24 protein-coding genes and 1 pseudogene are annotated in these 25368 nt (G+C 41.5%); 11 read left to right on the top strand and 14 right to left on the bottom strand.

Features of this window, described 5'->3' with window-relative positions; genetic code table 11:
* Positions 1–425 precede the first annotated feature (425 nt).
* Positions 426–1286 (top strand): fasciclin domain-containing protein, encoded by an 861-nt coding sequence (locus tag V7K15_RS27465; RefSeq protein ID WP_334910771.1) that lies wholly within the window; start codon positions 426–428, stop codon positions 1284–1286.
* Positions 1287–1432: 146 nt separating this feature from the next.
* On the opposite strand, the gene V7K15_RS27460 is transcribed toward V7K15_RS27465, so the two are convergent.
* The gene (locus V7K15_RS27460) at positions 1433–1735 is read right to left on the bottom strand and encodes a hypothetical protein (RefSeq protein WP_334910769.1); all 303 of its coding nucleotides are present in this window, start codon (positions 1733–1735) and stop codon (positions 1433–1435) included.
* 135 nt (positions 1736–1870) lie between these two features.
* Complete coding sequence (locus tag V7K15_RS27455; protein WP_334910767.1) at positions 1871–2779, bottom strand: polysaccharide deacetylase family protein; 909 nt, start codon at positions 2777–2779, stop codon at positions 1871–1873.
* A 533-nt stretch (positions 2780–3312) separates the two neighbouring features.
* On the opposite strand from V7K15_RS27455, the gene V7K15_RS27450 reads away from it, so the two are divergent.
* The gene (locus V7K15_RS27450; RefSeq protein WP_442949722.1) at positions 3313–3486 is read left to right on the top strand and encodes a metallothionein; all 174 of its coding nucleotides are present in this window, start codon (positions 3313–3315) and stop codon (positions 3484–3486) included.
* Positions 3487–3574: 88 nt separating this feature from the next.
* On the opposite strand, the gene V7K15_RS27445 is transcribed toward V7K15_RS27450, so the two are convergent.
* Together V7K15_RS27445 and hemL are read right to left on the bottom strand one after the other, a co-directional pair.
* Positions 3575–3784, bottom strand: coding sequence for a hypothetical protein (locus V7K15_RS27445; RefSeq protein ID WP_334910764.1), 210 nt, complete (start codon positions 3782–3784; stop codon positions 3575–3577).
* 156 nt (positions 3785–3940) lie between these two features.
* Positions 3941–5239: a glutamate-1-semialdehyde 2,1-aminomutase gene (gene hemL / locus V7K15_RS27440; protein WP_334910763.1), complete on the bottom strand. Its 1299-nt coding sequence runs from the start codon at positions 5237–5239 to the stop codon at positions 3941–3943.
* Positions 5240–5345: 106 nt separating this feature from the next.
* Here hemL and V7K15_RS27435 point away from each other — a divergent pair, with 106 nt between their 5' ends.
* The 4 genes from V7K15_RS27435 (at position 5346) to V7K15_RS27420 (ending at position 8437) form a co-directional block, all read left to right on the top strand.
* Positions 5346–5540 carry a ChaB family protein gene (locus tag V7K15_RS27435; protein ID WP_334910761.1) on the top strand — a complete coding sequence of 65 codons (195 nt, stop codon included), beginning with the start codon at positions 5346–5348 and terminating at the stop codon, positions 5538–5540.
* Between the two features lie 95 nt (positions 5541–5635).
* Complete coding sequence (gene hisIE / locus V7K15_RS27430) at positions 5636–6286, top strand: bifunctional phosphoribosyl-AMP cyclohydrolase/phosphoribosyl-ATP diphosphatase HisIE (protein WP_334910759.1); 651 nt, start codon at positions 5636–5638, stop codon at positions 6284–6286.
* Between the two features lie 440 nt (positions 6287–6726).
* Positions 6727–7146: a hypothetical protein gene (locus V7K15_RS27425; RefSeq protein ID WP_334910757.1), complete on the top strand. Its 420-nt coding sequence runs from the start codon at positions 6727–6729 to the stop codon at positions 7144–7146.
* Positions 7112–8437, top strand: a complete 1326-nt coding sequence (locus V7K15_RS27420) for a Na/Pi cotransporter family protein (protein WP_334910755.1) — start codon at positions 7112–7114, stop codon at positions 8435–8437. Before V7K15_RS27425 ends, V7K15_RS27420 begins: the two co-directional genes overlap by 35 nt.
* Before the next feature lie 15 nt (positions 8438–8452).
* On the opposite strand, the gene V7K15_RS27415 is transcribed toward V7K15_RS27420, so the two are convergent.
* Positions 8453–9760 (bottom strand): MDR family MFS transporter, encoded by a 1308-nt coding sequence (locus V7K15_RS27415; protein WP_334910753.1) that lies wholly within the window; start codon positions 9758–9760, stop codon positions 8453–8455.
* A gap of 489 nt (positions 9761–10249) precedes the next feature.
* On the opposite strand from V7K15_RS27415, the pseudogene V7K15_RS27410 reads away from it, so the two are divergent.
* Positions 10250–10441, top strand: a pseudogene (locus tag V7K15_RS27410) (DUF2811 domain-containing protein); the annotation flags it as partial.
* A 387-nt stretch (positions 10442–10828) separates the two neighbouring features.
* Here V7K15_RS27410 and V7K15_RS27405 read toward each other — a convergent pair.
* A complete protein-coding gene (locus V7K15_RS27405) occupies positions 10829–11539 on the bottom strand; it encodes a response regulator transcription factor (RefSeq protein ID WP_292823258.1) in 711 nt (236 codons plus the stop codon).
* 652 nt (positions 11540–12191) lie between these two features.
* Between V7K15_RS27405 and V7K15_RS27400 the strand changes: the two genes are divergently transcribed.
* Positions 12192–12818 (top strand): CPP1-like family protein, encoded by a 627-nt coding sequence (locus tag V7K15_RS27400; protein ID WP_334910751.1) that lies wholly within the window; start codon positions 12192–12194, stop codon positions 12816–12818.
* Between the two features lie 250 nt (positions 12819–13068).
* On the opposite strand, the gene V7K15_RS27395 is transcribed toward V7K15_RS27400, so the two are convergent.
* The gene (locus V7K15_RS27395; protein WP_334910749.1) at positions 13069–13752 is read right to left on the bottom strand and encodes an HAD family hydrolase; all 684 of its coding nucleotides are present in this window, start codon (positions 13750–13752) and stop codon (positions 13069–13071) included.
* Positions 13753–14002: 250 nt separating this feature from the next.
* Here V7K15_RS27395 and V7K15_RS27390 point away from each other — a divergent pair, with 250 nt between their 5' ends.
* The gene (locus V7K15_RS27390; RefSeq protein WP_334910747.1) at positions 14003–14608 is read left to right on the top strand and encodes a hypothetical protein; all 606 of its coding nucleotides are present in this window, start codon (positions 14003–14005) and stop codon (positions 14606–14608) included.
* A gap of 31 nt (positions 14609–14639) precedes the next feature.
* On the opposite strand, the gene hppD is transcribed toward V7K15_RS27390, so the two are convergent.
* From hppD to V7K15_RS27360, 5 genes are all read right to left on the bottom strand, one after another.
* Positions 14640–15716 carry a 4-hydroxyphenylpyruvate dioxygenase gene (gene hppD / locus V7K15_RS27385; protein WP_334910745.1) on the bottom strand — a complete coding sequence of 359 codons (1077 nt, stop codon included), beginning with the start codon at positions 15714–15716 and terminating at the stop codon, positions 14640–14642.
* Between the two features lie 106 nt (positions 15717–15822).
* On the bottom strand, positions 15823–16527 hold the full coding sequence (locus tag V7K15_RS27380; protein WP_334910743.1) for an SDR family oxidoreductase: 705 nt from the start codon (positions 16525–16527) through the stop codon (positions 15823–15825).
* A gap of 81 nt (positions 16528–16608) precedes the next feature.
* Entirely contained in the window at positions 16609–17898 is a 1290-nt protein-coding gene (locus V7K15_RS27375; protein WP_442949721.1) for an IS1/IS1595 family N-terminal zinc-binding domain-containing protein, read from the bottom strand.
* A 324-nt stretch (positions 17899–18222) separates the two neighbouring features.
* Positions 18223–19002 (bottom strand): phosphate ABC transporter ATP-binding protein, encoded by a 780-nt coding sequence (locus tag V7K15_RS27365; RefSeq protein WP_334910741.1) that lies wholly within the window; start codon positions 19000–19002, stop codon positions 18223–18225.
* Between the two features lie 211 nt (positions 19003–19213).
* Positions 19214–21058 carry a tetratricopeptide repeat protein gene (locus tag V7K15_RS27360; protein WP_334910739.1) on the bottom strand — a complete coding sequence of 615 codons (1845 nt, stop codon included), beginning with the start codon at positions 21056–21058 and terminating at the stop codon, positions 19214–19216.
* 480 nt (positions 21059–21538) lie between these two features.
* Here V7K15_RS27360 and V7K15_RS27355 point away from each other — a divergent pair, with 480 nt between their 5' ends.
* Entirely contained in the window at positions 21539–22882 is a 1344-nt protein-coding gene (locus V7K15_RS27355) for a P-loop NTPase fold protein (RefSeq protein WP_334910737.1), read from the top strand.
* Positions 22833–24650: a tetratricopeptide repeat protein gene (locus V7K15_RS27350; RefSeq protein WP_334910735.1), complete on the top strand. Its 1818-nt coding sequence runs from the start codon at positions 22833–22835 to the stop codon at positions 24648–24650. Before V7K15_RS27355 ends, V7K15_RS27350 begins: the two co-directional genes overlap by 50 nt.
* 19 nt (positions 24651–24669) lie before the next feature.
* Here V7K15_RS27350 and V7K15_RS27345 read toward each other — a convergent pair whose 3' ends face one another.
* Both V7K15_RS27345 and V7K15_RS27340 read right to left on the bottom strand, forming a co-directional pair.
* Complete coding sequence (locus tag V7K15_RS27345) at positions 24670–24888, bottom strand: type II toxin-antitoxin system HicA family toxin (RefSeq protein WP_300423126.1); 219 nt, start codon at positions 24886–24888, stop codon at positions 24670–24672.
* Complete coding sequence (locus V7K15_RS27340; protein WP_334910733.1) at positions 24888–25130, bottom strand: type II toxin-antitoxin system HicB family antitoxin; 243 nt, start codon at positions 25128–25130, stop codon at positions 24888–24890. Before V7K15_RS27340 ends, V7K15_RS27345 begins: the two co-directional genes overlap by 1 nt.
* Between the last annotated feature and the right edge of the window lie 238 nt (positions 25131–25368).

Here is a 25368-nt window from a genome sequence, read left to right as displayed (position 1 = left end):
GATTAAACAGTAGCTGAAAAGAATGGTTTTTAGGTAGGGGCAATTCATGTAGACGGAGGCTGACCGCAGGGTATTGCCCCTACGGATGTAGTTTTGCGTAAGTCTTAAAGTAAAATCTTTCTCAAAAATTCTTGTAACTCATAATTTATAGATGTGAGATTTTCCCACTTTCTTAGAGTTGATGCTACACCAAGTGAGACTTTATTAACTCTTTTTGATGTGATCAAGAAAATTTGCTCAATTTACATAAAATGTATGCTAGATATATTTCATACTTGTAAGCGTAAGCCAAAGTCGAATATTTTGCATCACAAGCACAAAATCTGCTGATAACAAATCTTACTTTCCTCTTCGGTTAGATTTTGTGCATAGCAAAATGTTATAAATCTTTATGTAATGTGTGGACAAAAAAACAAACAAAATTTATGAAGACAAATTACAGCAAATTGCTGACCGCCTTGGCAGGTATAGCAGGATTTACTACTTTTAGCGTCCTTATTACTTTACCATCTGATGCGAAAGAGGCACTAAATCCTAACCCCAGTATTTTCAACGAAGCCCGCTATAACCAGGGACAACGCCTTCAAGCAAACGCTCAATACACACCTGCTGAGGCTGCTTCCGAAATCGAAAAGGGCAATACCAAACGCCAACAAGTGGTGCAGAAAAATGATGGAACGCTAAATCCCAAACCAAGTATTTTCAACGAGCCTCCTTATAACCGTGGTGGTAGCGTTACACCTAGTGAACCTGCACCCCTGACCCCACGTACTACCCCAGAAAATCAACCTCCCACACCACCAACACAAGTACCATCTACTGGGACACCTACTACAACTCCACCAGGACCCGGAGCAAGCGATAATCAAGGCAAAAACTTGTTAGCGTTGGCAGAGTCAAATGCTTCCTTTACAACCTTAACCAAGGCTTTGAAAGCAGCAGGATTGACCGGGGCTTTGCAGGGTAAAGATAACTTAACTATTTTTGCACCCACTAATGCAGCTTTTGCTAAATTGCCACCAGATGCTTTGCAAGAATTGTTAAAACCAGCTAACAAAGAAGTATTGATCAAAATCTTAACTTACCATGTAGTGCCTGGTAAGGTATTGTCCAGTGATTTGAAATCTGGTGAAGTTAAAAGCCTTGAAGGCGGCACAATCAACGTTAAAGTTGATCCTGCTACGGGTGTAACTGTCAATGATGCGAAAGTGACACAGGCAGATATCACAGGCACTAACGGTGTAATTCACGCAATTGATCAGGTGATTTTACCTCCAGACTTGTAGTTTTTTTGTCTTAGTAAAAGCGGAAACAGAACTAGGTTGGTATAAAGTATTAATAGGTAAAAATCCCGTTCAGATATTAATTTTGGACGGTTTTTTTGTAATAACGCTTAGTAAGTGACTACAATTGGCTGAGTCCCTAATTTAAATCACTGAGGCATAGGCAGACTACCTTGTAGTATCATCTGACTTGCCCTAGCTTGACAGCTAGCACAGGCACAGCCAAACATCTGCATGGCAAGCTGTTTAACTCTTTCATTAGCACGTATTGATGGGTATTGGGGATATTCTTGTGAAACAGGTGCGGCAACTGTCTGTGTGTCAGTGGATGTTAAGGTAGGATTGGCTAAATCTTGGGGAGAAAGCTTCTTAGCAAAAGCTGGATTGACACTTAGGAGCGTCAAGGCAAAAAAGCAAGAGCAGCAAACCAAAGCCATTACAATTTTATTCATGATTTTCCTGAGTAGTAGACTTTATTATTAGTTGAGTTTAGCTAAAGAAATCTCCAAATCGCCAAGAAAAATTCAACTTGTTTTTAGTTGCCGAGTGGCGATTGATAGAGGCGGTGATTTCCATCGAAATAACAATTACTTTTTGTTTGCAATCAGCTTTTGATCTTTATCTTGCATTTCTAAAAGTTCAGGAATAGTAACAAAACTATAGCCCTGTTTGCGAAAGGTGGCAATAATTTCTGGTAAAGCTTGCACAGTTTTAGAGCGATTACCACCACCATCATGCATCAGCACAATCCCACCTGGTTTGGCCTGCCTGAATACATTATTAATTAATTTTGGTACAGCAGGACGCGAGTAGTCTATAGAGTCAGATGACCAGAGAATGATCGCATATTTGCTATTTCTAGCGTAAGCAGCCACCCCATTGTGCATGATTCCCCCTGGTGGTCGAAACAGATTTGTTTTAATACCTGTGACTTGATAAATCAGGTCTGCTGTGTGGACAATTTCATAGGCAGCTGCTTGTGGATTCAAGAATTGATACCAATGATGCCAAGTATGATTACCAATTACATGGCCTTCAGCAATCTCCCGCTTTACTAAGCCGGGATAATTCTTCACGTTCTGCCCAATCAGAAAAAATGTCCCTTTTATCTGATTTTGTTTAAGAATATCCAGTACTTGCGCGGTACTCTCAGGCCATGGCCCATCATCAAAAGTGAGAGCAATAACTTTCTGTTCAGGAGTAAGTTTTGCCGACTCAACTATTGCCCCTTGAAAGCGTAGTGGCACAGCATAGGAGAGACCCTTTGTTTGTGCTTCTTGCTGCCAACTTTTAAGCATCACCGCTTTTAGTTCTTCAATCTGCTGCTCAGTTCCAACTTTGGCTGATAGATTCTTTACATTTATATTCTCTGTACCTTGAGCCTCAGAGGAGCTTGACTTGATAAGCATCATCGTGCTTACACTCAAACTGGCACTCAAGACAAGCAACGTAATTAATCTTTTTTGCAGACCAAAAAATGACTTATTGTCCTGCACTTCATAGCTCCTTCAAGGGTAGAATCATCTTTTTTCAGAATCCTAATACTTTGGGCAGTTTTTTACACTCATGACTTACGCAAACAATAGCCGAAAAGAATGATTTTCTTTTTAGGGGCAATTTATGAATTGCCCCTAGAGTGTTTAGTTTTGCGTAAGTCCTAACACTTTTGTAAACCTTGCCATGCAAACTACACCATGATTGGTCTATTTTTTAAAGTTTGCTCCAACCTTAACTCTAAAAAAATGCCTTACCCTATGGATAATCTAATATCTATAAGCAAAACCCTCACCATAAAGGTGAGAGCCTTCTTGCGCGTTAATTTTTGTAGACTATAGGGTATGGGGGGAATTTCGAGAATTGTAAAAGGCAATTAATCCTGCCTTATTAATATGAATATACTTAATGTAGGTTAAATATTGCATATCCTATTGACGAAGCCATTGCGAAATTATGACGAAGATGTGACCTTCCTTGAGTGATGACGGCACATGGCAGATCCGCATTATTATTAGAGTAATCTGAACAGAAAATGGAGAAAGTTATGACAACTGTAACCCAAATGAAATGCGCCTGTTCAAGTTGCCTGTGTATCGTCTCAGTTGACGATGCTATTAAAGAGCACAGCAAATACTATTGCTCTCAAGGCTGTGCTGAAGGTCACAAAACTATCAAAGGCTGTAGTCACACTGGCTGTGGCTGTTGAGTAGTGCTGAGTTACCGAAATTCAGATTGGGATGTGGGTTTCACTGCCTAACCCTTCTGGAAAAAGGGTTAGGCAGTGAGAGAGAATATCAACGACCGAAGTTTTGATGATCGGAAGCTGACACTCCGACTTCTGGCGATCGCGCACAGTAGTAATTTGACATCCTCACCGGACTAAAGCCACGGTGATTCCCAAACATTACTATTTGGGTTCCTGCTTCATAGCAACTGCCTCCACCTCCGGAAGGGTAATAGGTCTTACGTTCGCTCCACAGGCTTTGGTTTTGAGCCTCCCGCAAGACAAAGCGGTACTCTAGTATTATACCAAAAGCCGTCCTAGAAGCGATGCACTGAGCGTGGTCGTTGTGGACGGGGTTTTAGACCAAATTTTTCGATAATTCCCAGTGAGCAATGCTGTAGGCGTTGTCTTTACTGAGTACTCAGCACTCTTTTGGTTATATGCTAGACATTACATCCCGTGCTACTGCTAAAGTCTGCTCAATATCCTCTTCGGTGTGAGCTAAAGACGTAAACCCAGCTTCAAATTGAGAAGGTGCCAAGTAAACACCATGCTCTAACATCCCACGATGGAAGCGTCCAAATTTAGCTGTATCAGACTTTTTCGCATCTTCGTAGTTATGAACTGGGCCAGAAGTAAAGAATAAGCCGAACATTGCGCTGATTTGACCGCCGCAAACCGCATGACCATTTTCTTTAGCAATTTGCAGCAAACCATCTGCTAGCTTTTTAGTAATCCGCTCAAGATACTCGTAAGTACCTGGTTTTTGCAGCAATTCTAAAGTCTTAATGCCAGCAGTCATCGCCAAGGGATTACCAGAAAGAGTCCCAGCTTGATATACGGGGCCGGCGGGCGCAACCATTGACATAATATCCCGACGACCACCATAAGCTCCTACTGGCAAACCACCACCAATAACTTTGCCCAAGGTTGTTAAATCGGGAGTGACGCCAAATTTTTCCTGAGCGCCACCGTAAGCAATACGGAAGCCTGTCATCACTTCGTCAAATACCAATAACGCTCCATACTCGTGAGTCAGTTCTCGTAATCCTTCTAAGAAGCCAGCATCAGGTGCAATAAATCCAGCATTGCCGACGACTGGCTCAAGAATAACGCCAGCAATCTCGTCGCGGTTTTCTTCAAACAAGGCTTTAACGGCTTCTAAGTCATTGTAAGGCGCAGTTAGAGTGGTGCTAGTTGCCGATTTAGGTACTCCCGGCGAGTCTGGCAAACCAAGTGTAGCAACACCAGAACCTGCCTTTACTAGAAAAGCATCGGCGTGTCCGTGGTAGCAGCCTTCAAACTTGATGATTTTCTCCCGGTTGGTGAAAGCCCGCATCAACCGTAAAACTCCCATACAGGCTTCAGTTCCAGAGTTAACAAATCTGACCATTTCGATGCTAGGAACGGCATCGATGACCATTTCTGCCAAAACATTTTCTAGGACTGAGGGAGCGCCGAAACTGGTGCCTTTTTCTAAAGCTTCATGCAAGGCTGCAATGACTTCTGGATGAGCATGACCGCAAATAGCTGGCCCCCAAGTGCCTACATAGTCGATGTATTGGTTGCCATCTACATCCCAAATATATGCTCCTTTAACACGATCAAAAACTATGGGTTGTCCGCCCACAGATTTAAAGGCACGAACTGGAGAACTGACTCCTCCTGGCATAAGGTTTTGAGCGGTGGCGAAGACTTCTTGTGATTTTGTTGTTTTAATTGTGGTATTTACCAAAGTTCTCTCCTAATAGCGGGCAATAAAAAGCTCTATCTTAGGATAGGGTCAAAAGTTACTGAGAATTTCTATCCTATAGAATTAACTGAACCAAAAAAATAACAATATGTTATACAAGTCGAATAATGACTTGCCTTTAGATATTCAAACTCGATTATCTGAAGCATACCAGGATCTTTACCGAGCAGCTTTTAACTCGGCAATCCATTGGTATGGTGAAGCCTCAAAAGCTCACAAAGTCGCCTTGAGTGCTGTAAAGATGCAGTCTGCTATGGAACGGAATGCTTTTGTTGAGAGCTAGATAAGATAGTTCAATTTAAAAAAACATCCCAGCTGCTCTATTCAGAATGGTATCGTGAATCCATGAATTATTCTCATTAGAGCAAATTAGCTGGTATGTCTTCTAACGATTCGCGATCGCTGCATTACACCATCCCTGTTGAGGAAATTCGCTACGATGAACGAGGTCTAGTACCGGCAATTGTCCAAGATTATTTGGATGGTAGTGTCCTGATGATGGCGTGGATGAATCAGGAGTCGTTACAAAAAACTTTAGAAACTGAAGAAACTTGGTTTTGGAGTCGTTCCCGGCAAGAATTGTGGCACAAGGGGGCGACTTCTGGACATATTCAGAAGGTGCAGAGTATCCGTTATGACTGTGATAGTGATGCGCTGCTGATCGGGGTAGAGCAATTAGGAGATGTTGCCTGCCATACTGGAGAACGCAGTTGCTTTCACCAAATAGAAGGGAAAATTGTCGCACCACCAGGGGATACTTTGTCGCAATTGTTTCAAATAATATGCGATCGCCGCGACAATCCGATTGAAAGTTCCTACACCTGTAAGTTATTCGCAGGTGGCGATAACAAAATTTTGAAAAAGATCGGTGAAGAAACTGCTGAGGTGGTGATGGCCTTTAAGGATGATCAAGCAGATGCGATCGCGGGTGAAGTGGCTGATTTGCTATATCATACTTTGGTTGCCTTAGCTCACCATCAAGTTGATTTAAAATTGGTGTATCGCAAGTTGCAAGAACGTCGCCGATAGACGCAAAACACCCTCCCGTTGGACTGACCGAAACAGTGCTGAGTGCCCAGGAACGAGTGCTGAGTAAAAAAGTAATAAAAGACTCAGCACAGAAAGTCCCAGAGCAACTATTTAAAAGTCATGCAAAAAGAAATAAATATTTATTTCGAGATGCGTAGCGCATATTTAAGACGTCCAAGTTTTCAATCCCCTAGATTTATCTATGGGGTTACTCAGCACTCGTGAAAAAGGTATTGTTATAACTTTTGTCAGTATTCATTTTAAATGAGTATATTTTTTGCTGTCAAAAATATATACAGTAGTAAATTATTACTGCGAGAACAAAAAATACTGCAAACTTTATAGAATATAAGTTCTAGTCATCTTTACTGAATATTTATTAACATTCAAATTTTGTACTTTTAATACCCAGAAATAAGTATATCACGCTTATTTAGCCATTGCTTAACCTATTATTAATTTATAGTAAATCGATTGATTTACCGTATTTTCTAGAAGTTAGCAAGGTAGGTGTGCTGATGCTCAAGAGTCACGACCCCACGCAAGTCCTCGTACTGCTAATGGGAGGTTCCATGCTGCTTCTCTATGGTGTGAAACTGGTTACTGATGCAATGGAGCGAGCATTGGGTTCACGTCTGCGGTTGGCGATGATGACGCTGGGGAGGCGTCCTCTGGGAGCTTTTGTGTTAGGTGCGATCGTAACCATGTTAACCCAAAGCTCCACAGCAACTGCCTCGGTGATCGTGGGACTGGTCAGCGCCCAACTACTGCCATTAGCAGCAGCTACGATCGATCGTGCTACTGGGATCGGCCTTAGGCTCTACATTGGTTGTACAACTGCTGGCCTTTCACATCACTGACTATGCACAACAGTTCTTGGGTTTAGCGGCGGCGTTTGCTTTGTTTACCAGACGTAAAGCTCTTCGGGATATTGGTCGTGGCGTATTTAGTTTTGGATTGGTATTACAGGGTTTGGCAATGATTGAAGGCAGTAGTGTCCCCATTGCCGATAGTCCCATTACGAATGCCATTATGCAAGCACTTTCCCAGTCTCCTCTGGTGCTGGTATTATTAGGCATTTTGTTGGCAGCAGTCTTTGTCTCTAGCATCGCAGCGATCGGAATCGTTATGGCGTTGGCCGCAGGAGGTGCGCTTCCACTGGAGGCGGCTCTGGCAGTAACTGTGGGTGCGAATATTGGTACAACACTCATGCCGTTAGTCACTGCATTGAACCGAGGCAGTGTCGTTGGTCGCCGACTAGGATTCATCTATGTTGGTACCAGACTAGCTGGAGGAGTATTGGCGTTGGCATTGCTGAATCCCTTGGCGGTGTTATTGACTCGTCTGCTGCCCAATCCATCAACACAAGTAGCATTAGCACACCTGGGATTCAACTTGATATTGGCGATCGTTTTTGTGCCAATAGCAAATCCCCTCGCCGACTTTGTTACCAGACTCCTACCAGAGCCGGAGGCAGAAAAAAAACTGAGTTCGCGCTACCTCGATCCCAATGCGTTGACATTGCCTTCAGTCGCTCTGGGTCAAGCAATGCGCGAGATTTTGCGGATAGCGGATTTGGCCGTAGAAATGCTACAGCTTAGTATCCTAGCCTTTGAAGACGGAGCGAAAGACCTGCCTAAACAGATTGGGGTACTCGATGACCAGCTTGACGATCTAGAAACTGCCATCAAGCATTACCTAATTCAACTTAATGATGAATTGCTGACGGAAGAACAGTCGCTACGGAAGTTGACATTGCTTCATATGAGTACCGAGTTGGAGGCAATTGGCGACATTGTAGATCGGCAACTCATGCGATTAGCTCGTCGTAAACGTCGCAAGCAAATTGCTTTTTCTCAGCAAGAGTGGAAAAACATCGTTACCTACCACCGCGAGGTGCTGGGACTACTGCAACAAACTTTGACAGGACTGGCTGCACAAGACTTAACTATTGCAGAGGAAGTGTTGTCTCAACGACAGTGGCTTAACGAAATTAAGCGGGAAATTTATCTAGGACATCTTCAGCAAATCAGCTCAGGAGATCCTGTCAGTCTCAATGCCAGTTCCATTCATTTGGAGATGTTCAATGCAATGAGCCGCATTGTTTCCCACACTTTCAGCATTGCCTGTGCTGTTCAGGGACAGTTGTAATTTGTGAACTAACTTTTAAACATGAGGAAATTTAGGCTTTTCACCAGGTAAAATCCGATTGAGGTACTGTAAAATCGCCACGACAATAATCACACTCAAAGAAAAGCCTAGCCATAAACTATCAATAATAATTTCCGGTTGATCTAATGCCCATCCACCCAAGGGATGACCAATAAAAGAGCCAACAGCCCAGCAGACAGCGTTGATGGAGAAATAAACGCCGCGTTGATTTTCCGGGGCTAACTCAGTGACTAAAGAGGCAGCAGATGGGGTATAAGAAACAATCGCCACAGCAAATACTCCCAATGCCAATATTACCCAAACTAGATTATGAGATGGGGCAGTACCGCTTACCCAAATCAGGCCAAAACCAATTGCCCAAAAAATAGCAGACACAGTAAGTGCGAGTGTATGAGAACAACGTTTTAAGGCACTAGTAACAGGCAATTGACAAATGATGGCTAGCACCAGATGCCAAGCAAATAGAACGCTAATCGTCGTTTGAGTAAATCCTTCGGTAGTACTTTTGATAACAAAGTTTTTGAAGTAAAGCGGGAGGGTGCTGTGGATTTGAGAAATATAGATTGTGAAGAATATATTAACTGCTATGTAGACCAGGAAACGGCGATGTCTGACGACAAGCCGCTTTGCGTCTACGCTTAATACTGTCATCCAAAAAGCAAAATGTTCTGTCTTTTCAGATTCCTCCATCTGGTGTTGTTCAGTTTCACTAATTCCCAGATAGATAACCCCAAAAAACACCAGAAAAGAGATGGCATCAATGACAAATAGCCATCGATAACTCCCAATTATCGTGATCAAAAACCCAGCAAGGACAATTCCGATCGCTAACCCCAGATTATCAGCTAGTCGGGCGATTGCAAAAGTTTCGCGGCGATTATCAATCTCGCTGGCATCAGCAACAACAGATTCAGCCGCCGGCCAATAGAAACCTATCCCTAAACCGCTAATCAAGCTACCAATTACCAAAATAGTAAAATTACTGGTTGCAGCTAAAACTAGAGAACCAATTGCTGAAATCGCCGTGGCTAGCAACAAAGTGCGGCGGCGTCCCCAGTGTCCAGAATCAGCTAAAGAACCACCGACAATCCGCCCCACAATGCCGGAAATTGAGGCGCTACCTAAGGCTACCCCAACACTGGTTGCAGATAAACCAACTTGATTGACAAAAAAGATCGGGGCGTAAAACAGGGTAAAGCCGGTGCCAACTTCCGAAAAGAATCTACCAACTGCGAAAATCCACACCTGGGGATGTATCGAGGGCAGCCACGATGATAACTGAGATTGAGAAGCTAATTTCATCAACTTAAATGTCATACTTTCGTGACATTTTTGTAATTCTTATCATTGGCTGCTATTTTCCTCACTCATTCCACAGGGTTTCCACAGGGATTTTCGCACTTTTCCACAGGTGTTCAACGAGCTAATGGGCTTCTTGCCGTCTGACTGGGGATTGTTAATTAAGAGTGACAAGTAACTTAAAAGACTGAGTTTTTATAAAGTAAAGTAACGAAAACTCGGCTCTAAAGCTGATTATTACGTTCGTATTTATTTTTTATACAATCGTTTTTAACATTTCGCAGCATTGACAAACCCACCCCCTCTTGGCGCACAATGATTCGGCTTGCCTTTATAGTCCGTTCAACCGTTGGCATCAAATGTGTAAAATATATTACCACCAGATGTGGGCGTTGATTGTCGGTCTAATGAAGGAGTGTGTGAGATAGCTTAATTGCCGTTTCACCACAAGCAACTTGTCCCTCTTGATTATCCTCATAGGAGGAAAATCTCATGAAAGCAACGGTTAGCATCTTTACAGAAATTCCCGAAACACTCCACGAATCCTTAAAAAACTACTTAGAAACTCATCCTGATTGGGATGAAAAGAGAGTGTTGACGGCGGCGTTATCATTATTTTTACTCCAAAATGGAGATAGCGATCGCCGCGCTGCCCGAGTCTATCTGGAAACTTTGTTCCACCACTCCTCAGTAGAAATCCCCAGCATCGATTCACCCACAATAGCTAATCTACTAGACACCCCATAGGTACTGGTATGAAGGGCGTTATTTTGGATCATGCCCGAATATGGGCACGGTTTACCGTGTCCCATCAATAGGATTTTCACCCAATAGCGATCGGCCATCTGGGGGCAATATTACAACAAAAAAAGATCAGTAGATTCTGATCCTGTCTTAAAGGGATAAATCGATATCTCAAATAACTACCTAGTCTGTATTTGAGGAATATCTATCTATTTTGATTGTCTAAATTTGTCTTTTACTAAAGCCAAATAAATTCACTAATTGCTCCCCCAAAAGTTTATAGTCAAGAGTTAAAAAACTCCAGACTGTAAACTCAGGACTTGGTTTCTAAGTGCTGGGGGTAACGTAACTAGCAGATTCAAACTTATACCCTACGCCGCGTACAGTTTGAATTAATGCTGGCTGACTAGCATCAATTTCAATCTTCTTGCGAATTTGGCCGATATGTACATCTACAACCCGCTGGTCGCCGACATATTCATAGTCCCACACTTCTTGGATTAGTTCTGCACGCCGCCAAACTCGGCCTGGATGACTGGCTAAAAAATGCAATAAGTCAAATTCCAGAGCAGTTAAGAGTACTGGTTGGTTATTAAGTGCTACCTCCCGTCGCACCGGATCAATCATAAGTTTTTCAAATACCAAGCGTTTCTGCTCGGCCGTAGTTATCACTCGCTGACGCCTCAAAATCGCTCCGACTCTGACTTCTAGCTCTCCCAACCCAAAAGGCTTGGTGAGATAGTCGTCAGCACCTTTAGAAAAGCCACGAATTTTGTCGGCTTCGTCAGCACGGCTAGTCAACATCAGAACAAAAACACCATTACGACTTTGCATCTCTTGGCAGAGGTTAAACCCAGTTACATCTGGTAGATTCACATCTAAAATCACCAAATCAGGGTTAAACTGCTCAAATAGAGCTAAGGCTGTCTTTCCATCTTCGGCAGCCTCCACCTGATAGTTCTGCTTTATTAAAAAGCGTTGGATTAAATTCCGAACCGCAGGGTCGTCGTCAACTACAAGAATCTTGGCAGGAGCCATGACCATCACTTTGCACAAAAATCCGTAAGATTAACAAGAGGGTTACGTAAAAACGCAGTTGCCACTTTGGGACTAACTAAGAATCTACATGGCTAGAGTATAAGAATCCTGATTATTCAAAAATAAATACTCTAATCAGGATTGTGGGCGATGAGAACGCTAAATTTCTGTTAGCCACAGTATATAGGCGCTCTGACTTTACCCGCAACAGTTCTTGACACCAAGACACCTTTTTGATCCCAAGCCAAGTTAGGTGGTAACTGAAAACGTTTCAATTTTAAATCGATATGCGGATATATACCACAAGCGATTATTCAGTATAATTAAAAAACTTTGTTACGGCACAGTAAGTTGCCAAATCTGAAACAGTAAAGTTGATTTTTTCATCAAAACTATGTGTTTTAGGTATTCTCCGTTCAAATTCTAGATTAGAGCCAGAACTGGGCAACGACATGAGGATATACACGGAGTTATGGCGATATGTTAAAGTGACTATAGTTGAAATTACAAAGTTCAAGCAAACTAACCCGTGCTACTATCCTGTTAGGGCATAAAATAGACCGAAACTTTAGTTTCGATCTAAATAAAAGCTAAAGCTGTTTTTTCTTAGACAAAAGATTGCCGCTGACTGAGGCTGAAGTAACAAACTCCCATGAGCGATCAAAATCCCTACGAAAAACTTGGGGTATCAGAAGAGGCTAGTTTCGATGAGATTCAGGATGCTCGTAATCGCCTATTCGAGCAACATAGTGGCGATGTCAAGCATTTAGAAGTAATTGAAGCGGCTTACGATGCGATTTTAATGGATCGCTTACGGATGCGCCAGGAAGGTAAAATTAAAGTCCCTGAGCGTATCCGGTTTCCAGAGTTGCGAGTGCAATCGCCTCCTAAGGAAAGTCCAACCCCTCGTGAGCAGTCACCTGCATGGCTGCAACGGATGCTGGATCAGCCAACGCCTGCGGATATACTCTTACCAGGAGCCTGGTTTCTTGGTTTGAGTTCTATCAGCCTGTTTTATCCAGAGGGAGGCGATCAGGTTTTGCAGTTAGCATTGGTGGTTGGGATAGGCACCAGTATTTACTTTCTCAATCGCAAGGAAGGCAAATTTGGCCGAGCAGTTTTGTTCACCCTGGGCAGTTTAATAATTGGCTTAATCGCTGGGGGACTAGTCGCTAGCTGGTTCTTATCACAAATATCATTTATTACTCTGGAAACGAATCAGTTTTCTACGGTAGTGACGTTTATATTGTTGTGGTTGGTTAGTAGTTTTCTACGCTAAATCACTACTCGTAAGTAAGTTTCTATAAAGAAGACGTGATTTATATAAGAGAGTCAGGAGTCAGAATACTTATTCTGACTCCTGCTTTAATTTGCAACCTGAATGCCGATTATATTCAATGCTGTTGCAAAAGTCCCTAACACCCCACCCCCAGCCCCTAAGAGCCTGCTCTTAGGGGAGAATTTGACCTAAGTCAAAGGCGGGGTAGGGTTCTTTTTTTGATTTATGCAAGAAGTCTAATCTATTGCAGCTACATGGGTTTTAGGACTAAATCTACACCAGCGCCCAAATCCTTAATGATTAAGTCGGGATGGTAAAGTTCCAATTGGGTGCGATCGCGGATGCCAGATTCTACAGCCATTACCTTAATACCATAATTTTTAGCGGCGGTGATGTCGGCTTCGGTATCTCCCACCATCCAGGTATCAGTAGCCGGGGGCAGTTCTTTTAATGCCCTAGCCATCAACAAGGGCTTATCTTCAATATCACGAGTTTTAATGTAGTCGTTACTCAGGCAATAACAACGATTTTCTGGGAAAAATCTCCCTAAATCGTATTTTTTAAAGGCATAATCTAGTTCTCGAACTCGGCGCATAGTCATAACTGCCAAATCAATTCCAGCTTGTTGAATTTTTAACAGTGCATCCACAGCACCAGGCGCGAGAGTGTCATAGTTGAAATAAGGTTCTGTATGCACAGTTTGCCGCCGTAACTGGGCGAATTCTTGGGCTTGGGTTTCGTCTAACCCAGAATTTAAGGCGATTTGTTTTTCAGGAACGCGCGATCGCTTTAACTGCCAAAATTCCGCTTTCGGAAGTTCTTGCACTACTTGGCTTGGGCGACGGGTTTTCTCCAAGCAGAATTGATAAACACGGTAGTATCGTTCGGAAACATCAATAATGGGGCCGTCGAAGTCAGTAATCAGTCTTAGCATCGGCGGAAAATGTTAATTTTTATTAAAATTATCTCAGATGTATGGCTATTTTTCCAGAGCATCAAGTCTTAGCTAAAGGTTTAGAAAAATTGTCGAACTAGGAAAGTTACTGTATGGACAAGGCAAAACACACGTTAGTACAGTTTTGCTTGAAAAGAGCAACAGCCTGATTTAAGCGCTGCAAAAAAACTAGCTCAAGAATTACCAGATACAGCAATATATCACTGTCAGCATTAGCTTGAGGTAAATTGTGAGTGAAGAATGGAAATTTTTGAAGCCTATTTTCAATGATGAAGAAGTGACTAAACTTAGGGAAACACTAAACAAAGTTGTAATTGGTTCAGGAAGTACTGTCGAGCCTAGTAAACTTAATATTATTAAGCAGTCCGACTGGATTTCCATACCAACTGAAAGTGGAGACCACTTTTCTGAAGAAGATGAAATTAAACTCTTACAAGCAGTATTGCAACATGATAATCAAGAAATTGTAGCAATAGCATTTGAGCCTTTAAAAGCGTTCCCCCCTGCATTTGTATTTCCAGCAACGGCTGAAGCAATTGAAGAATTCAATTGGAAGTGTGGGCTTTTTTGGTTTGCGCTTTATTCTGGAGAGCCTGAGTGGGTCATTATTTGTACTAAGCTAGATTTCCTTATTATTACAGGAAAACATAGTTTCGTTAGTCAATTTTTAGGCTGTGAAATTCAAGAAGCTTTTGCTGACTTCTACGAATTAGCATTAAGTTATTCTGATGATGATCCTGAAAAAAAGTCCTTACTACAAGTGTACAATCGACTTTGGTGTGAATATCCTAACATAAATCCTGGAGAAATTATTGAACTTTTGCCTGTGTGGTGAGCGGTGCGTATTCATATTTCGTACTCAGGCATCATTGCAGAGTACCGCGTTTGATTTGTTCACTTTCAATTGCTTCAAATAAGGCGCGAAAGTTACCTTCTCCAAAACCTTTAGCTTGGAAACGGCGCTCAATAAACTCAAAGAAAAATGTCGGCTGTTCAAATATTGGCTGGGTAAAAATTTGTAGTAATAAGGGCGCGATATTTCCTCCCTCTAAAGGAGTATATTCTTGCCAATCCACCAGAATTTCCTGTTGAGCGATCGCTTCCAGTTCTAGAGGTGATAAGCTAAGTCCTGGACGCTGTTTTAGCTGCGAGTAGTAGGTTTGGGGAACTGAGAGTAAGGATAAACCACTGGCACGAAATTGAGCGATCGCACTCACAAGATTAGTCGTCCGCAAAGCAATATGTTGAATTCCTGGCCCTCGGTTGACATCAAGAAATTCCTGAATTTGGGAATTGCTGGAAGCCGGTTCATTAATTGGCAATTGGACGCTACCGTTGCGCGAAACCATCACCTGACTGTGTAAAGCAGAGCGATTGGTTTTAATTTTAAATGCTTGCTGGGGTTGAAAATCTAGGATCTTTTCGTACCAAGCAACAGCACGCTCTAATTCACCAACTGCTACGTTCAGGACTATGTGATCTATGGCGGTAAAAGTGTTGTCATTTGTCATTTGTCCTTTGTCAAAAACTAATGACGGATGACCACTGACTAATGACTTTTCTATCAACGTATGAGTCAGTCCACCCCAGGCGGCAATTTTGCCACACTTGAAGAATGCCGTACCCACCTGCCGTTCCTGGATGGGTTGTAGGATTGTAGCACCGTGCAGGTGAGCTAGTGCGATCGCGCCATCTACATCTTCGACAGCAAAAGCGACATCTGCTACACCAGGGGGATATTGACGCAGAAACTCAGCGACTGGACTTGTAGGTAACAGTGGTGAAGATAGAAAAAAGCAGACAGCACCACTATTAACTACTTCTGTACAAGTATGAAATGAACTGATGCGATCGGTTACTGCTTGAAAACCAAGATGGTGTACAAACCAATCCCGCCATACTTTGGCATCTTCGACATAGAAATGAACGTGATCAATTTTCATAAATACTGAAAATCCAGCATAACAGTTTATATATCTGTAAATTTTGGCTTTTTTGCTAGATTTTCACGTCTTTCCTAAGCAGGAATTATGTATACGTACTTCCACTTTAAAAGAACAGATGACTATCAGGTTGAATGTTAATTTCCATTGGCACAGCTTGCGGTTCGGCAGAAAGGGCAAAGAAAATCGCATTGGCAGCAGTTTCAGGACTGAGCATTTTTTTCCGATCTACTTTTAAGTTGACGTTATCCCAAAAAGGAGAATCTACTCCACCAAAGTAGAATAGCGTGAACTTGATACCAAAACGCTTGAGTTCCTCTGCCATGCACTTGCTGAAACCGACAACACCAAATTTAGAAGCAGAATAAGCTGCTGCCATCCCCATCGAATGCTTGCCCAGAATTCCTACCACGTTACAGATGTGACCAGACTTGCGCTTTTGCATCTCTTCAGCAGCCGCCTGAGTGGTGTAAAAGCTGCCTTTTAAGTTCACATCTAGCATTTTGTCTAAATCAGAGGGTTCTAGGCTGTTGTAGGGCTTGAGTATACCAACACCAGCTGCATTCACCAAAATATCAATTTGACCAAATTCAGCGACGGTCTTTTTGATCAAAGTATTTACTTGTTGGGGGTCAGTAATATCGGTGGGAACGCTCAAAACTTGCCCTGGTAAATCAGCTGCCAGTGTTGTTAAACGAACCGCATCTCTGGCAGCCAGTACCAACCGGACTCCGGTAGGCGCAAGTTTGTGTGTTAAAGCTGAACCAATACCACCTGTAGCACCAACAACAACAACGACTTTATCCTGCATCGGATTATTTACATTTCTTTATATCTTTTTAGATAATACTGAATTATTGGCTCAGGTTGTACATAGACATCGAAAAAGTATTTACTTGGAGAGTAGCGCTGTTACCTCATATTCCTTGCCACTTGCTTTTAATGTAAATGTGGGAGATGATTGTAAATATTTGGTAAAACTAGAACCTAACTTTAATTTTTTGACAATTGAACTAGGAGATTTTCCGGTTGTTTTCTGTAACACTGAACCTAGCTTAGACACAGATAATTGGGTTTGGGGAGACTTTATTTTTATATCTTGAATAATTTTCAATAGTAATTTATCTAATGTTTTTCTATCAGGAATTTCCGCAGAATCTTCTTTTTTTTCTTCCTCTGGAATAGATGGTGTAAATGATTTATCTAGAACAGGGATTATTTCCTCAACTTCGGGTTGCTTGGGATGATGTTTGATATTGATATTGCATCTTTCTTGAAATAAACTGGCAACATCAACTAAACTGTTTAATCGAGCATTGATAGATTCCTGTTCATTTTTAATTAAATCTTGAATTTGCTCAACCACTTTTTCAAAGGATGGAACTTCTGTTGCCATTGCTAAGGAATAATGAGTTAATTTGCCAGTATTCCGGTTTTCTATCTGCAAAGTTTGCCCTTGTCTACGTACCCAGTAGACAATCAATCCTTGATTTTGGAGTTCGTTACAGAGGTGAATTAAAATTCCATCGCTAGAACAGACCAAGATTTCTTTAACTGTTGGATAAGAGCGTAAAGCACAAGCACCAATTGCGATCATTTTTGCATCAGCACTATTCTTACCCTCAGGCACATGGACAAGTTGATAGCTACGGTTATATAGTTCAATATCTTGCTTCCCAATGCTGGGATTTCTCCAGTTCGCAAATGCTATTTTAACTTGGAGAGGATAGTTACAAATGCTGGCTAAAAATAATTCGGAATTAACATCTAATTTTAAGTTTTCTGCATCCAAAAGTAGAAGAGAGATTCCTGTTTCTAACTTCTGGTCAATTTGATTTTTTTGCTGAATTTTCAGGAGCAATTGACTGAACGCAGTAGATTCTAGCCAATCAGGTGATAATATAGTTTGCAGCAGTTCTTCAGCTAATGTCAAACTAAAAGAGCCAAGACTTTTCTCTGTGAGTTTTTCTTCTAGCAGGTTTTTTACTAAAGGAACTTGCGTCACTTCAGCCATAGAGACTTTAGTATGCCCGTTGCTATTAGCAAGCAAGTCAGTTTCTAGGGAACGAGGGAATATAGGCTCAAGGAATTGTTTACCACAATCTTTGCAGAAGTAATTCTGCTTGTCATTCCGACGACCATTTTTACGATATGAAGTAGATTCGCACCGGGGACATTTCATCTTGTGATTCAGGTGGTCTAGAGCAGATGCTTGTCTTTAAGTATATAGTACAAAAAATACTGTTAATATAAGTTTGCATTGTCCAACACAAGAAAAACTCAAAGCAAGGGGAAATTAAAATAATTCGTAATTCCTAATGATGCTCTCTACCTTCGCGCAGCGTGCTTGGATTGTAGGCATACGCGGACTTGCTAACCTAACAAAGTTTTGTAACGAGGATTTATACCCCGCCACAAAACTTGCCGCGACTCGACTGAGCGCTCGCCGAACGTCTTGTTAAAAGCTCAAGCAACTTAAACCCATATAAATTAGTTAAGAAATACTTTAACTGGCACGGGCGAAAACGTAGTCGCGGGTGCGAGAATCGACCGGGTTAGTAAAGATTTTATTTGTAGTACCAAATTCAACCATTTGAGTAGTGCGATTTTCATTACTACAAAAGAAAGCCGTAAAATCAGATAGGCGAGTAACTTGCTGCATATTGTGAGTAACCATCACAATTGTCAATTCAGAGCGCAAGTTATGGATCAGATGCTCAATTTTCATGCTACTGACAGCATCAAGACCTGAGCAAGGTTCATCCATCAACAGAACGTTCGGTTTTACTGCTAAAGCACGGGCAATACATAATCTTTGTTGTTGACCACCAGAAAGCTCTAAAGCAGATTTGTGCAGCTTATTTTTCACTTCATCCCAAAGATCGGCAGCTTTAATCGCAGATTCAACAATTCCATCTAATTCTACTTTCGGATGCCATCCAACTAACTTCACCCCATAGGCAACATTATCATAAACGCTCATGGGAAAAAGATTTGGCTTGGGAAAAATCATACTAACTTGGCGACGTAAGCGATTGATGTTAACACGACGCTCATAAATACTCTGTCCAGAAAATTCTACTTTTCCTTCAACCCTCATTTCTCCTTCTAATTCACTCATCCGATTTAAGGATTTAAGAAAAGTAGACTTGCCACAACCACTAGAACCAATAATTGCCGTGACTTGGTTTTGGTAAATATCCATTGACACGCCTTCAACTATCTTTTGAGTGTCGTAATAGAAGCTGAAGTTTTTGACTCTGATGGCTGGAACTAGTTTACTCATATTCCCAAAACGTGTGAAACAAAACTTGACTAAGTAAAATATTATAAATCAGCGTCGCTGTTTTACTATGTTACCTCCAAAAGGAGATATTCATAGAATTTACTTAGTTATACACTACTTATACAGCAGATAACCTGTTAGTAAGTACTTATATTAAGGCTGTATCCTAAAATTTCTCCCAGACTTTGCAGATTGATCATTTGGCAAATAATTACATATCTCGCTGATATTCTTTTAACAATTGCGGAATGTGAACATACCCATCTACACCAATAACTGCAATGATTTTAGGGCGATGTTGCTGTAATAAGTTTTGGAAAGCTTCTAAACCTATTTGCCGTTGTAAAATTGTCAGTAACCCTGCTGGCTGACGCCACTCACGAGAAGCAATTTGCTCTAAAAGATACATTCCCATGCAGCCTGTGTAAACTGTTTTTTCGGAATTTTCTAGATGATAATAAGCTTCTGCCAAATAAGCTAAGTTCCGCCCTTGGAGATATAAATCGCCGGAAACTTGCGCTGTTTTAAAGCCGTCTTCGAGATATTTAATTGCTGTTTGGTGTTGTCCAATTACTAGATAGGCAATTCCTAAGCTGCTGACACATAAGGCTTTACTTTGAATATCGCCTAATTTTTCTGATAATTTTAAACCTTGTTCCAAATAATTAATTGCGGCTTCATAGGTTTCGGGTTCTATTTGTTCTAGTTCCTGAGCTTGCATAACTTCGCTGTAACCTAAATTTACCAGCGCGTTTGCTTCTCCTGTCTTATCGCCTGCTTGCCGACTTAGTATTAATGCCCGTTGACTATAGTTAATTGCCTCAGCATAATTTTGCTGTTGTACGTAGGTGCGGCTGAGGTGGTTGAGATTGGCAATTTCACAGGGGCGATCGCCTGCATTCCTGGCGATCTCTAGTGCCTGCTGATGAAAATCAAGCGATCGCTGGTATTGTCCTAAAGCACGCTGAGAATAGCCTAAAAGTGTCAAAATTCGCGCTTTTTCCTGGGTTCCCTCGCCACGTCGTAGCGGTTCATCCAGATAATCTAAGGCATCTCGCAAATAAGTGCCAGTAAAAGAGGCAAAAATCCCGCCGTAAAAGGGAAAATACGGACGCTGGGCAAAGGTTCGCAAAATCTGGAGCATGATTTGAGAACAGGCTTCGCTGTATACTGTCCCAATGCTCCCAAAACCACTTGCTAACTGACTCCAAATCACTGCAAAGGTCAAAAAAGTGGAAATGGACAACTTTGGCCCCGCTTTCACATCGTAAGCTTGTTGGTCAAACCAGTTAATTAGTCCCCGTTGCAAGTACTGTAAAATCAATGCCATTTCCACCCAATCTCTGAGGGTGATGCCTCGTTGTCGCTGGGCAAACTCAATTGCCGATTCTTCCATAGCCAAGGTGCGAAGCAGTGCTTGGGGTAACTCACTATTCAGTTGTTTAGCCCAACTTGCCCAAGGGCCACGTTCTCCGGGTACGCCGCCAAATCCCAAAGATTCTTTTTGCTCGTACATCCAACTGAGCAAGTTATCTTGCAATCGCTGCCAAGAAGCTAAACCACGGGTAATACCTTCGGAAAATTGTTGTATATCAGAATCTACCTGGGCAAATTGCTGTAATGATTTTGATAACTGCTGTAACTGTTGCGAATTTAGGGGATACTTCTGATTGGGGTCAGTGACCCGTAAAAATGCCGCCAGACGCTCCTCAGTAGGGGATGTGATAATTTCTGAAACTGCTCCGGCGATCGCTTCTGTAGCTTTGTTTTGCTCTTGCCAACGTTGCCATTGACTTTGAATGGTCTTAATCGCTCTCAAACTCCGAGTCGCTTTCCCTTTCTTGAGTTCGTCTTTTTCGCTATCTACTTGGCTTTGGAGGGCATTCAGGCGATCGCTCAAAGCTAGCTCAAAGACTTCCCCTGTACCGGAAGTGATTCCTTTAAGCAGCATTTGATATACCATCTCAACAGAGCTAATTTTGCCCTTGAGGGTGGTTTCGACAATTTCATCGATTAAGGCAAGATAGCGATCGCGCAACGGCAGAGATTCTGACACTTTGGCTATTAGAAAACGTCACCTCAATTCTAATTCTAGTCCTGGTACAAGAGGAGCGGGGAACTTTCAAAAGTAGGTATATTAAAAATCAGGCAGTACCATGTAGCTGACTTCAGTTGTAAAGTGAGAACGTAGGATGAACAATACACTGTGATAATCGACACCTCAAGCCAGCAAATTTGCTCACTCAGCGATCGCCTGAATATGTTCTTCAAGAGCTTGCTTTTGTTCTGGAGTCATCGGTAAATAAATCCCACATTTGTCTTACTTATCCTGACTTATTTTTACCCTCTTTGCAAAAAACTGGGATGCTCCCGTTTTACTTCCAGATAATATGCAAGTTAAAAGTTTATTAATGTATAAAATATTACATAAAGTTGTCTGATCAAAAAGCAAACTTTTATCAGATGTAAAATTGCAGTGCGATCGCCTAAAATTTAAGATTGAGAAATTCATATCTATAAAGTTAATCAAAAGCCAATGAATTACCAGCGTGCTAATACTCTGAAAGCTGCATTTCAAGTTTGTAATGTTGAACCGCTAGAGGGTGCAGACATGGAGCGTTACTATGTTGATTTATCAGCAGTCCGCAAAACTTCAGCAATTGAAGAAGTTAGTGAAATTTTAGACTTTCAAGAAGCCGCGGATTTCCGTACAATTTTGTTTACCGGACATCGCGGCTGTGGCAAAAGTACAGAGTTAAAACGCATTCAGAAGCAATGGGAAGAACAATACCACGTAATTTATTTAGAAGTTAACGAAGAAACAGATATTAATGATGCTCGTTATACAGACTTATATTTAATCGTCATCAAACAAGTAGAATTTGAGTTGCGTAAATTAGGTTTAAAATTTGATTTTCAACTTCTGGAAAACTTTGAATCTTGGTTTAAGGATATTACCAAAGAAACGGAAGAAACTGTGGAAAGGTCTGTGAGTATTGAAGGCGAAGCGACTCTGAAACCAGAAGCTCCATTTATCGCTAAATTGATGGTCAAATTACTGGCACAAATTAAAGGTTCTGATAAGCAAAAAACTACTATTCGCCAAACTTTAGAAAAAGACCTATCACGTCTGAAAGCAGATATTAACCTTTTATTAGGAGATGCCTACGTTAAACTCCGAAAAAAATTCCCTAAATGTAAGGGTTTATTGATTATTTTTGACAACATGGATCGTGTACCACCGACGATTGCAGAACATTTATTTTTTGATTATGCGGCTCAGTTACAAGAACTAGATTGCACGATAATTTATACAGTTCCAATTTCTGTGCTTTGTTCCCCGAAAAATCCACTCAATCAGTTTGATGGTAATCCTCATATTGTCCCAATGGTGAATATTTATGAATTGGAACGCGATCGCTGTCATTTAAACTACAATCAAACGGGACTAGAAGCAGTTGCCAGCGTCATTGAAAAGCGGGTAGATATTGATGCTGTATTTGAATCTCGCCAGGAATTGCTAGATTTAGCCAAAGCCAGTGGAGGACATGTCCGCCAATTAATGCAGATGATGCGGACTGCTTGCCTAACTGCTAGTACTCGAAAACATCCCAAAGTTATTGCCGAAGATATTATCTATGCTGTGAAACAACAGCAATTTAATTTTGAAAGGTTTATTCCTGAAGAACATTATGCGTTTTTAGCCCAAGTGTGTATAACCAAGAATGTCAGCAAAGATGATATTGGTCAGTTAATGCTGTTTAACACTTCAGTTTTAGAATACAACGGCGATAAACGGTGGAATTACCCCAATCCAGTGGTGAAGCAAAATGAATTCTTCCAGAAAGCCCTCGCATCCGCACTCGCAGCGCAACCTTAGATCAGAAATCGGGACGTTTATCACGCTTAATCAAGAGATATTTGCTGAATTACTCACCTTTGTAGACTTTGCAGAAAAGTTTACCATTGGTTTTGTAGAAATTAATTTTCCCCCAGATGCAGAAATATTAGTTGAGGTACTAAAGACAAATCCTGAGTGTCGGGATATTCAGTTTGTGACTATGAATTTTTCTGATGCCAATTTGCGATTTCTCAGGGATGAAATTGTCAAAATATTACCAACTATTCAAATAGAATCTAACAAAAAATTAGTCTTGATTGTACAAGGTTTAGAAAAGTCTATTGGCGTTTATGGAGACTACCCGCCAGTTTTACAAGACCTCAACTTTGTCCGAGATGCTTATAAAAGAACTGTTCCTCATCCGATTCTGTTTATTCTGCCAGATTATGCCCTGACTCGGTTAGCCAAATTTGCTCCTGATTTTTGGGCTTGGCAATCGGGGATGTTTCGGTTTCAAACACCTCAAGTTACTAAAGATCATGCGATTAATGAGGCTCAAAGTACTGAGAGAATTATAAACAGATTAGAACCTCCAGAAAAGCAAGAGCGAATCGATTTATTACACCGCCTGCTAATGGAATATAAACCTACTGGACATCATCCGATAGGAGAAAACCTCCGCAACTGTAGTAATATTTTGCATCAGTTAGGAGTTGCTTATCTGAGTAAGAGAGAACCTATCAAAGCTAGAGAATATTTAGAAGAAGCCGAAAAAATAGCTCATGAGTTTCAAGATTCCACCTTCCATGCTGAAGTCCTCAACACATTAGGAGATTCTTATTCTCAGCAAAGGCAATTTGATACAGCGATCGCTTATTATCAAAAATCTTTAAGTATTTCACAGCAACTTCAGAATCCTCGTGGCGAAATTCCTGCTTTATTTAAACTGGGCAATGCTTACCGAAAATTAAGACAATTTATACAGGCGATAACTTTTTATCAACGGTGTCTAGAAATTGAACAACAAATAGGCGATCGATATTTCCAAGCTAGCATTTACCATCAGTTGGGAATGCTTGCCCAAGAATTGCGTGACCTTGAGGAGGCGCGGTGCTATTACCAACAAGCTTTGGCTATCAATATCGAGTTTGGCGATCGCTATTCTCAAGCTAGCACCTACTGCAATTTGGGAATAGTTGCCGAAGAATTACGTGAATTTGAGGAGGCGCGGCACAATTACGAACAAGCTTTGGCTATCGATATCGAATTTGGCGATCGCTATTCTCAAGCTGGCACTTACCACCAGTTGGGATCTGTTGCCCAAGAATTGCGTGAATTTGAGGAGGCGCGGCACAATTACGAACAAGCTTTAGCTATCAAAATCGAATTTGGCGATCGCTATTCTCAAGCTGGCACTTACAACCAGTTGGGATCTTTTGCCCAAGAATTGCGGGAATTTGAGGAGGCGCAGCGCAATTACAAAGAAGCTTTGGCAATCTTGATCGAATTTGGCGATTACTATAACCAAGCTAAAATTTACCACAATTTGGGAATGGTTGCCCAAGAATTGCGGGAATTTGAGGAGGCGCGGTCCAATTACCAACAAGCTTTAGCTATCAAAATCGAATTTGGCGATCGCTATTCCCAAGCTAGCACCTACCACTGTTTAGGACTGGTTGCAGAAGCAGAAGAGAACTACTTAGAGGCGAGGGTTCATTTGCAGACAGCGTTGGAGATATATGTTGAGTACAAGGAAGAATATTCGGGGGCGATCGCACGGGAGGCGTTAGAGAGATTACCAGAGTGATGGCAAGGCGATCGCTTGTTTAAAGCGCCTCCCATTCATCTCTACTAACTTGAGCCTGTTTTAAAATTTTTGCCAGCAAGCTTTTGCTGATATCTCCTTCGTGGGGGTTAGGAATGATTAATCTTAGTTCATCTTTAACCATAAATTGATGTTTTGTACCTGAGTAAGGCCCTTCAAAAGCAAGTTTTTTCAAGTAATAAATTAAATCCCTGCGATTAATCGGCCCAAAGTTTGGCATTAAGCGGCATCCTTTTTCAAAGCAAGAGAGATTCCGTCTAATTCCGGTAAATTATGCCCTAACTGTAATCCTAAAACAATCCACTCTTCTAAAGACTGTTTTAACTCTTTTCTGCAAGCTTCCAGTGTTGATGCATTCGCATATAACCCTTGCAATTCAGGTACTTCTGCATAAAAAGTACCATCTTCTAAAATTTCATAGTTTGCTCTATGCAAAGCTGCTTGAATGTACTCTGTCAGCATTTGGAGATTTTGTACAAAACTGCCTATATGACTAAATTGTAAGCTAAAAATCAAAGTTGAGATTGGCGATCGCTATTCCCAAGCACTCACCTACTACTGTTTAGGAACGCTTGCAGAAGCAGAAGAAAACTACGCAGAGGCGAGGGTTCATTTGCAGACAGCGTTGGAGATATATGTTGAGTATAAGGATGAATATTGGGGAGCGATGCCCTACGGCGGCAAGCTACGCACGGGAGGC

Origin of the sequence: Nostoc sp. (assembly GCF_036919815.1) — a bacterium.
GTDB lineage: Bacteria > Cyanobacteriota > Cyanobacteriia > Cyanobacteriales > Nostocaceae > Nostoc.
The sequence above is the reverse complement of the archived record's forward strand: the minus strand, read 5'-3'. Positions and strand labels throughout refer to the sequence as shown.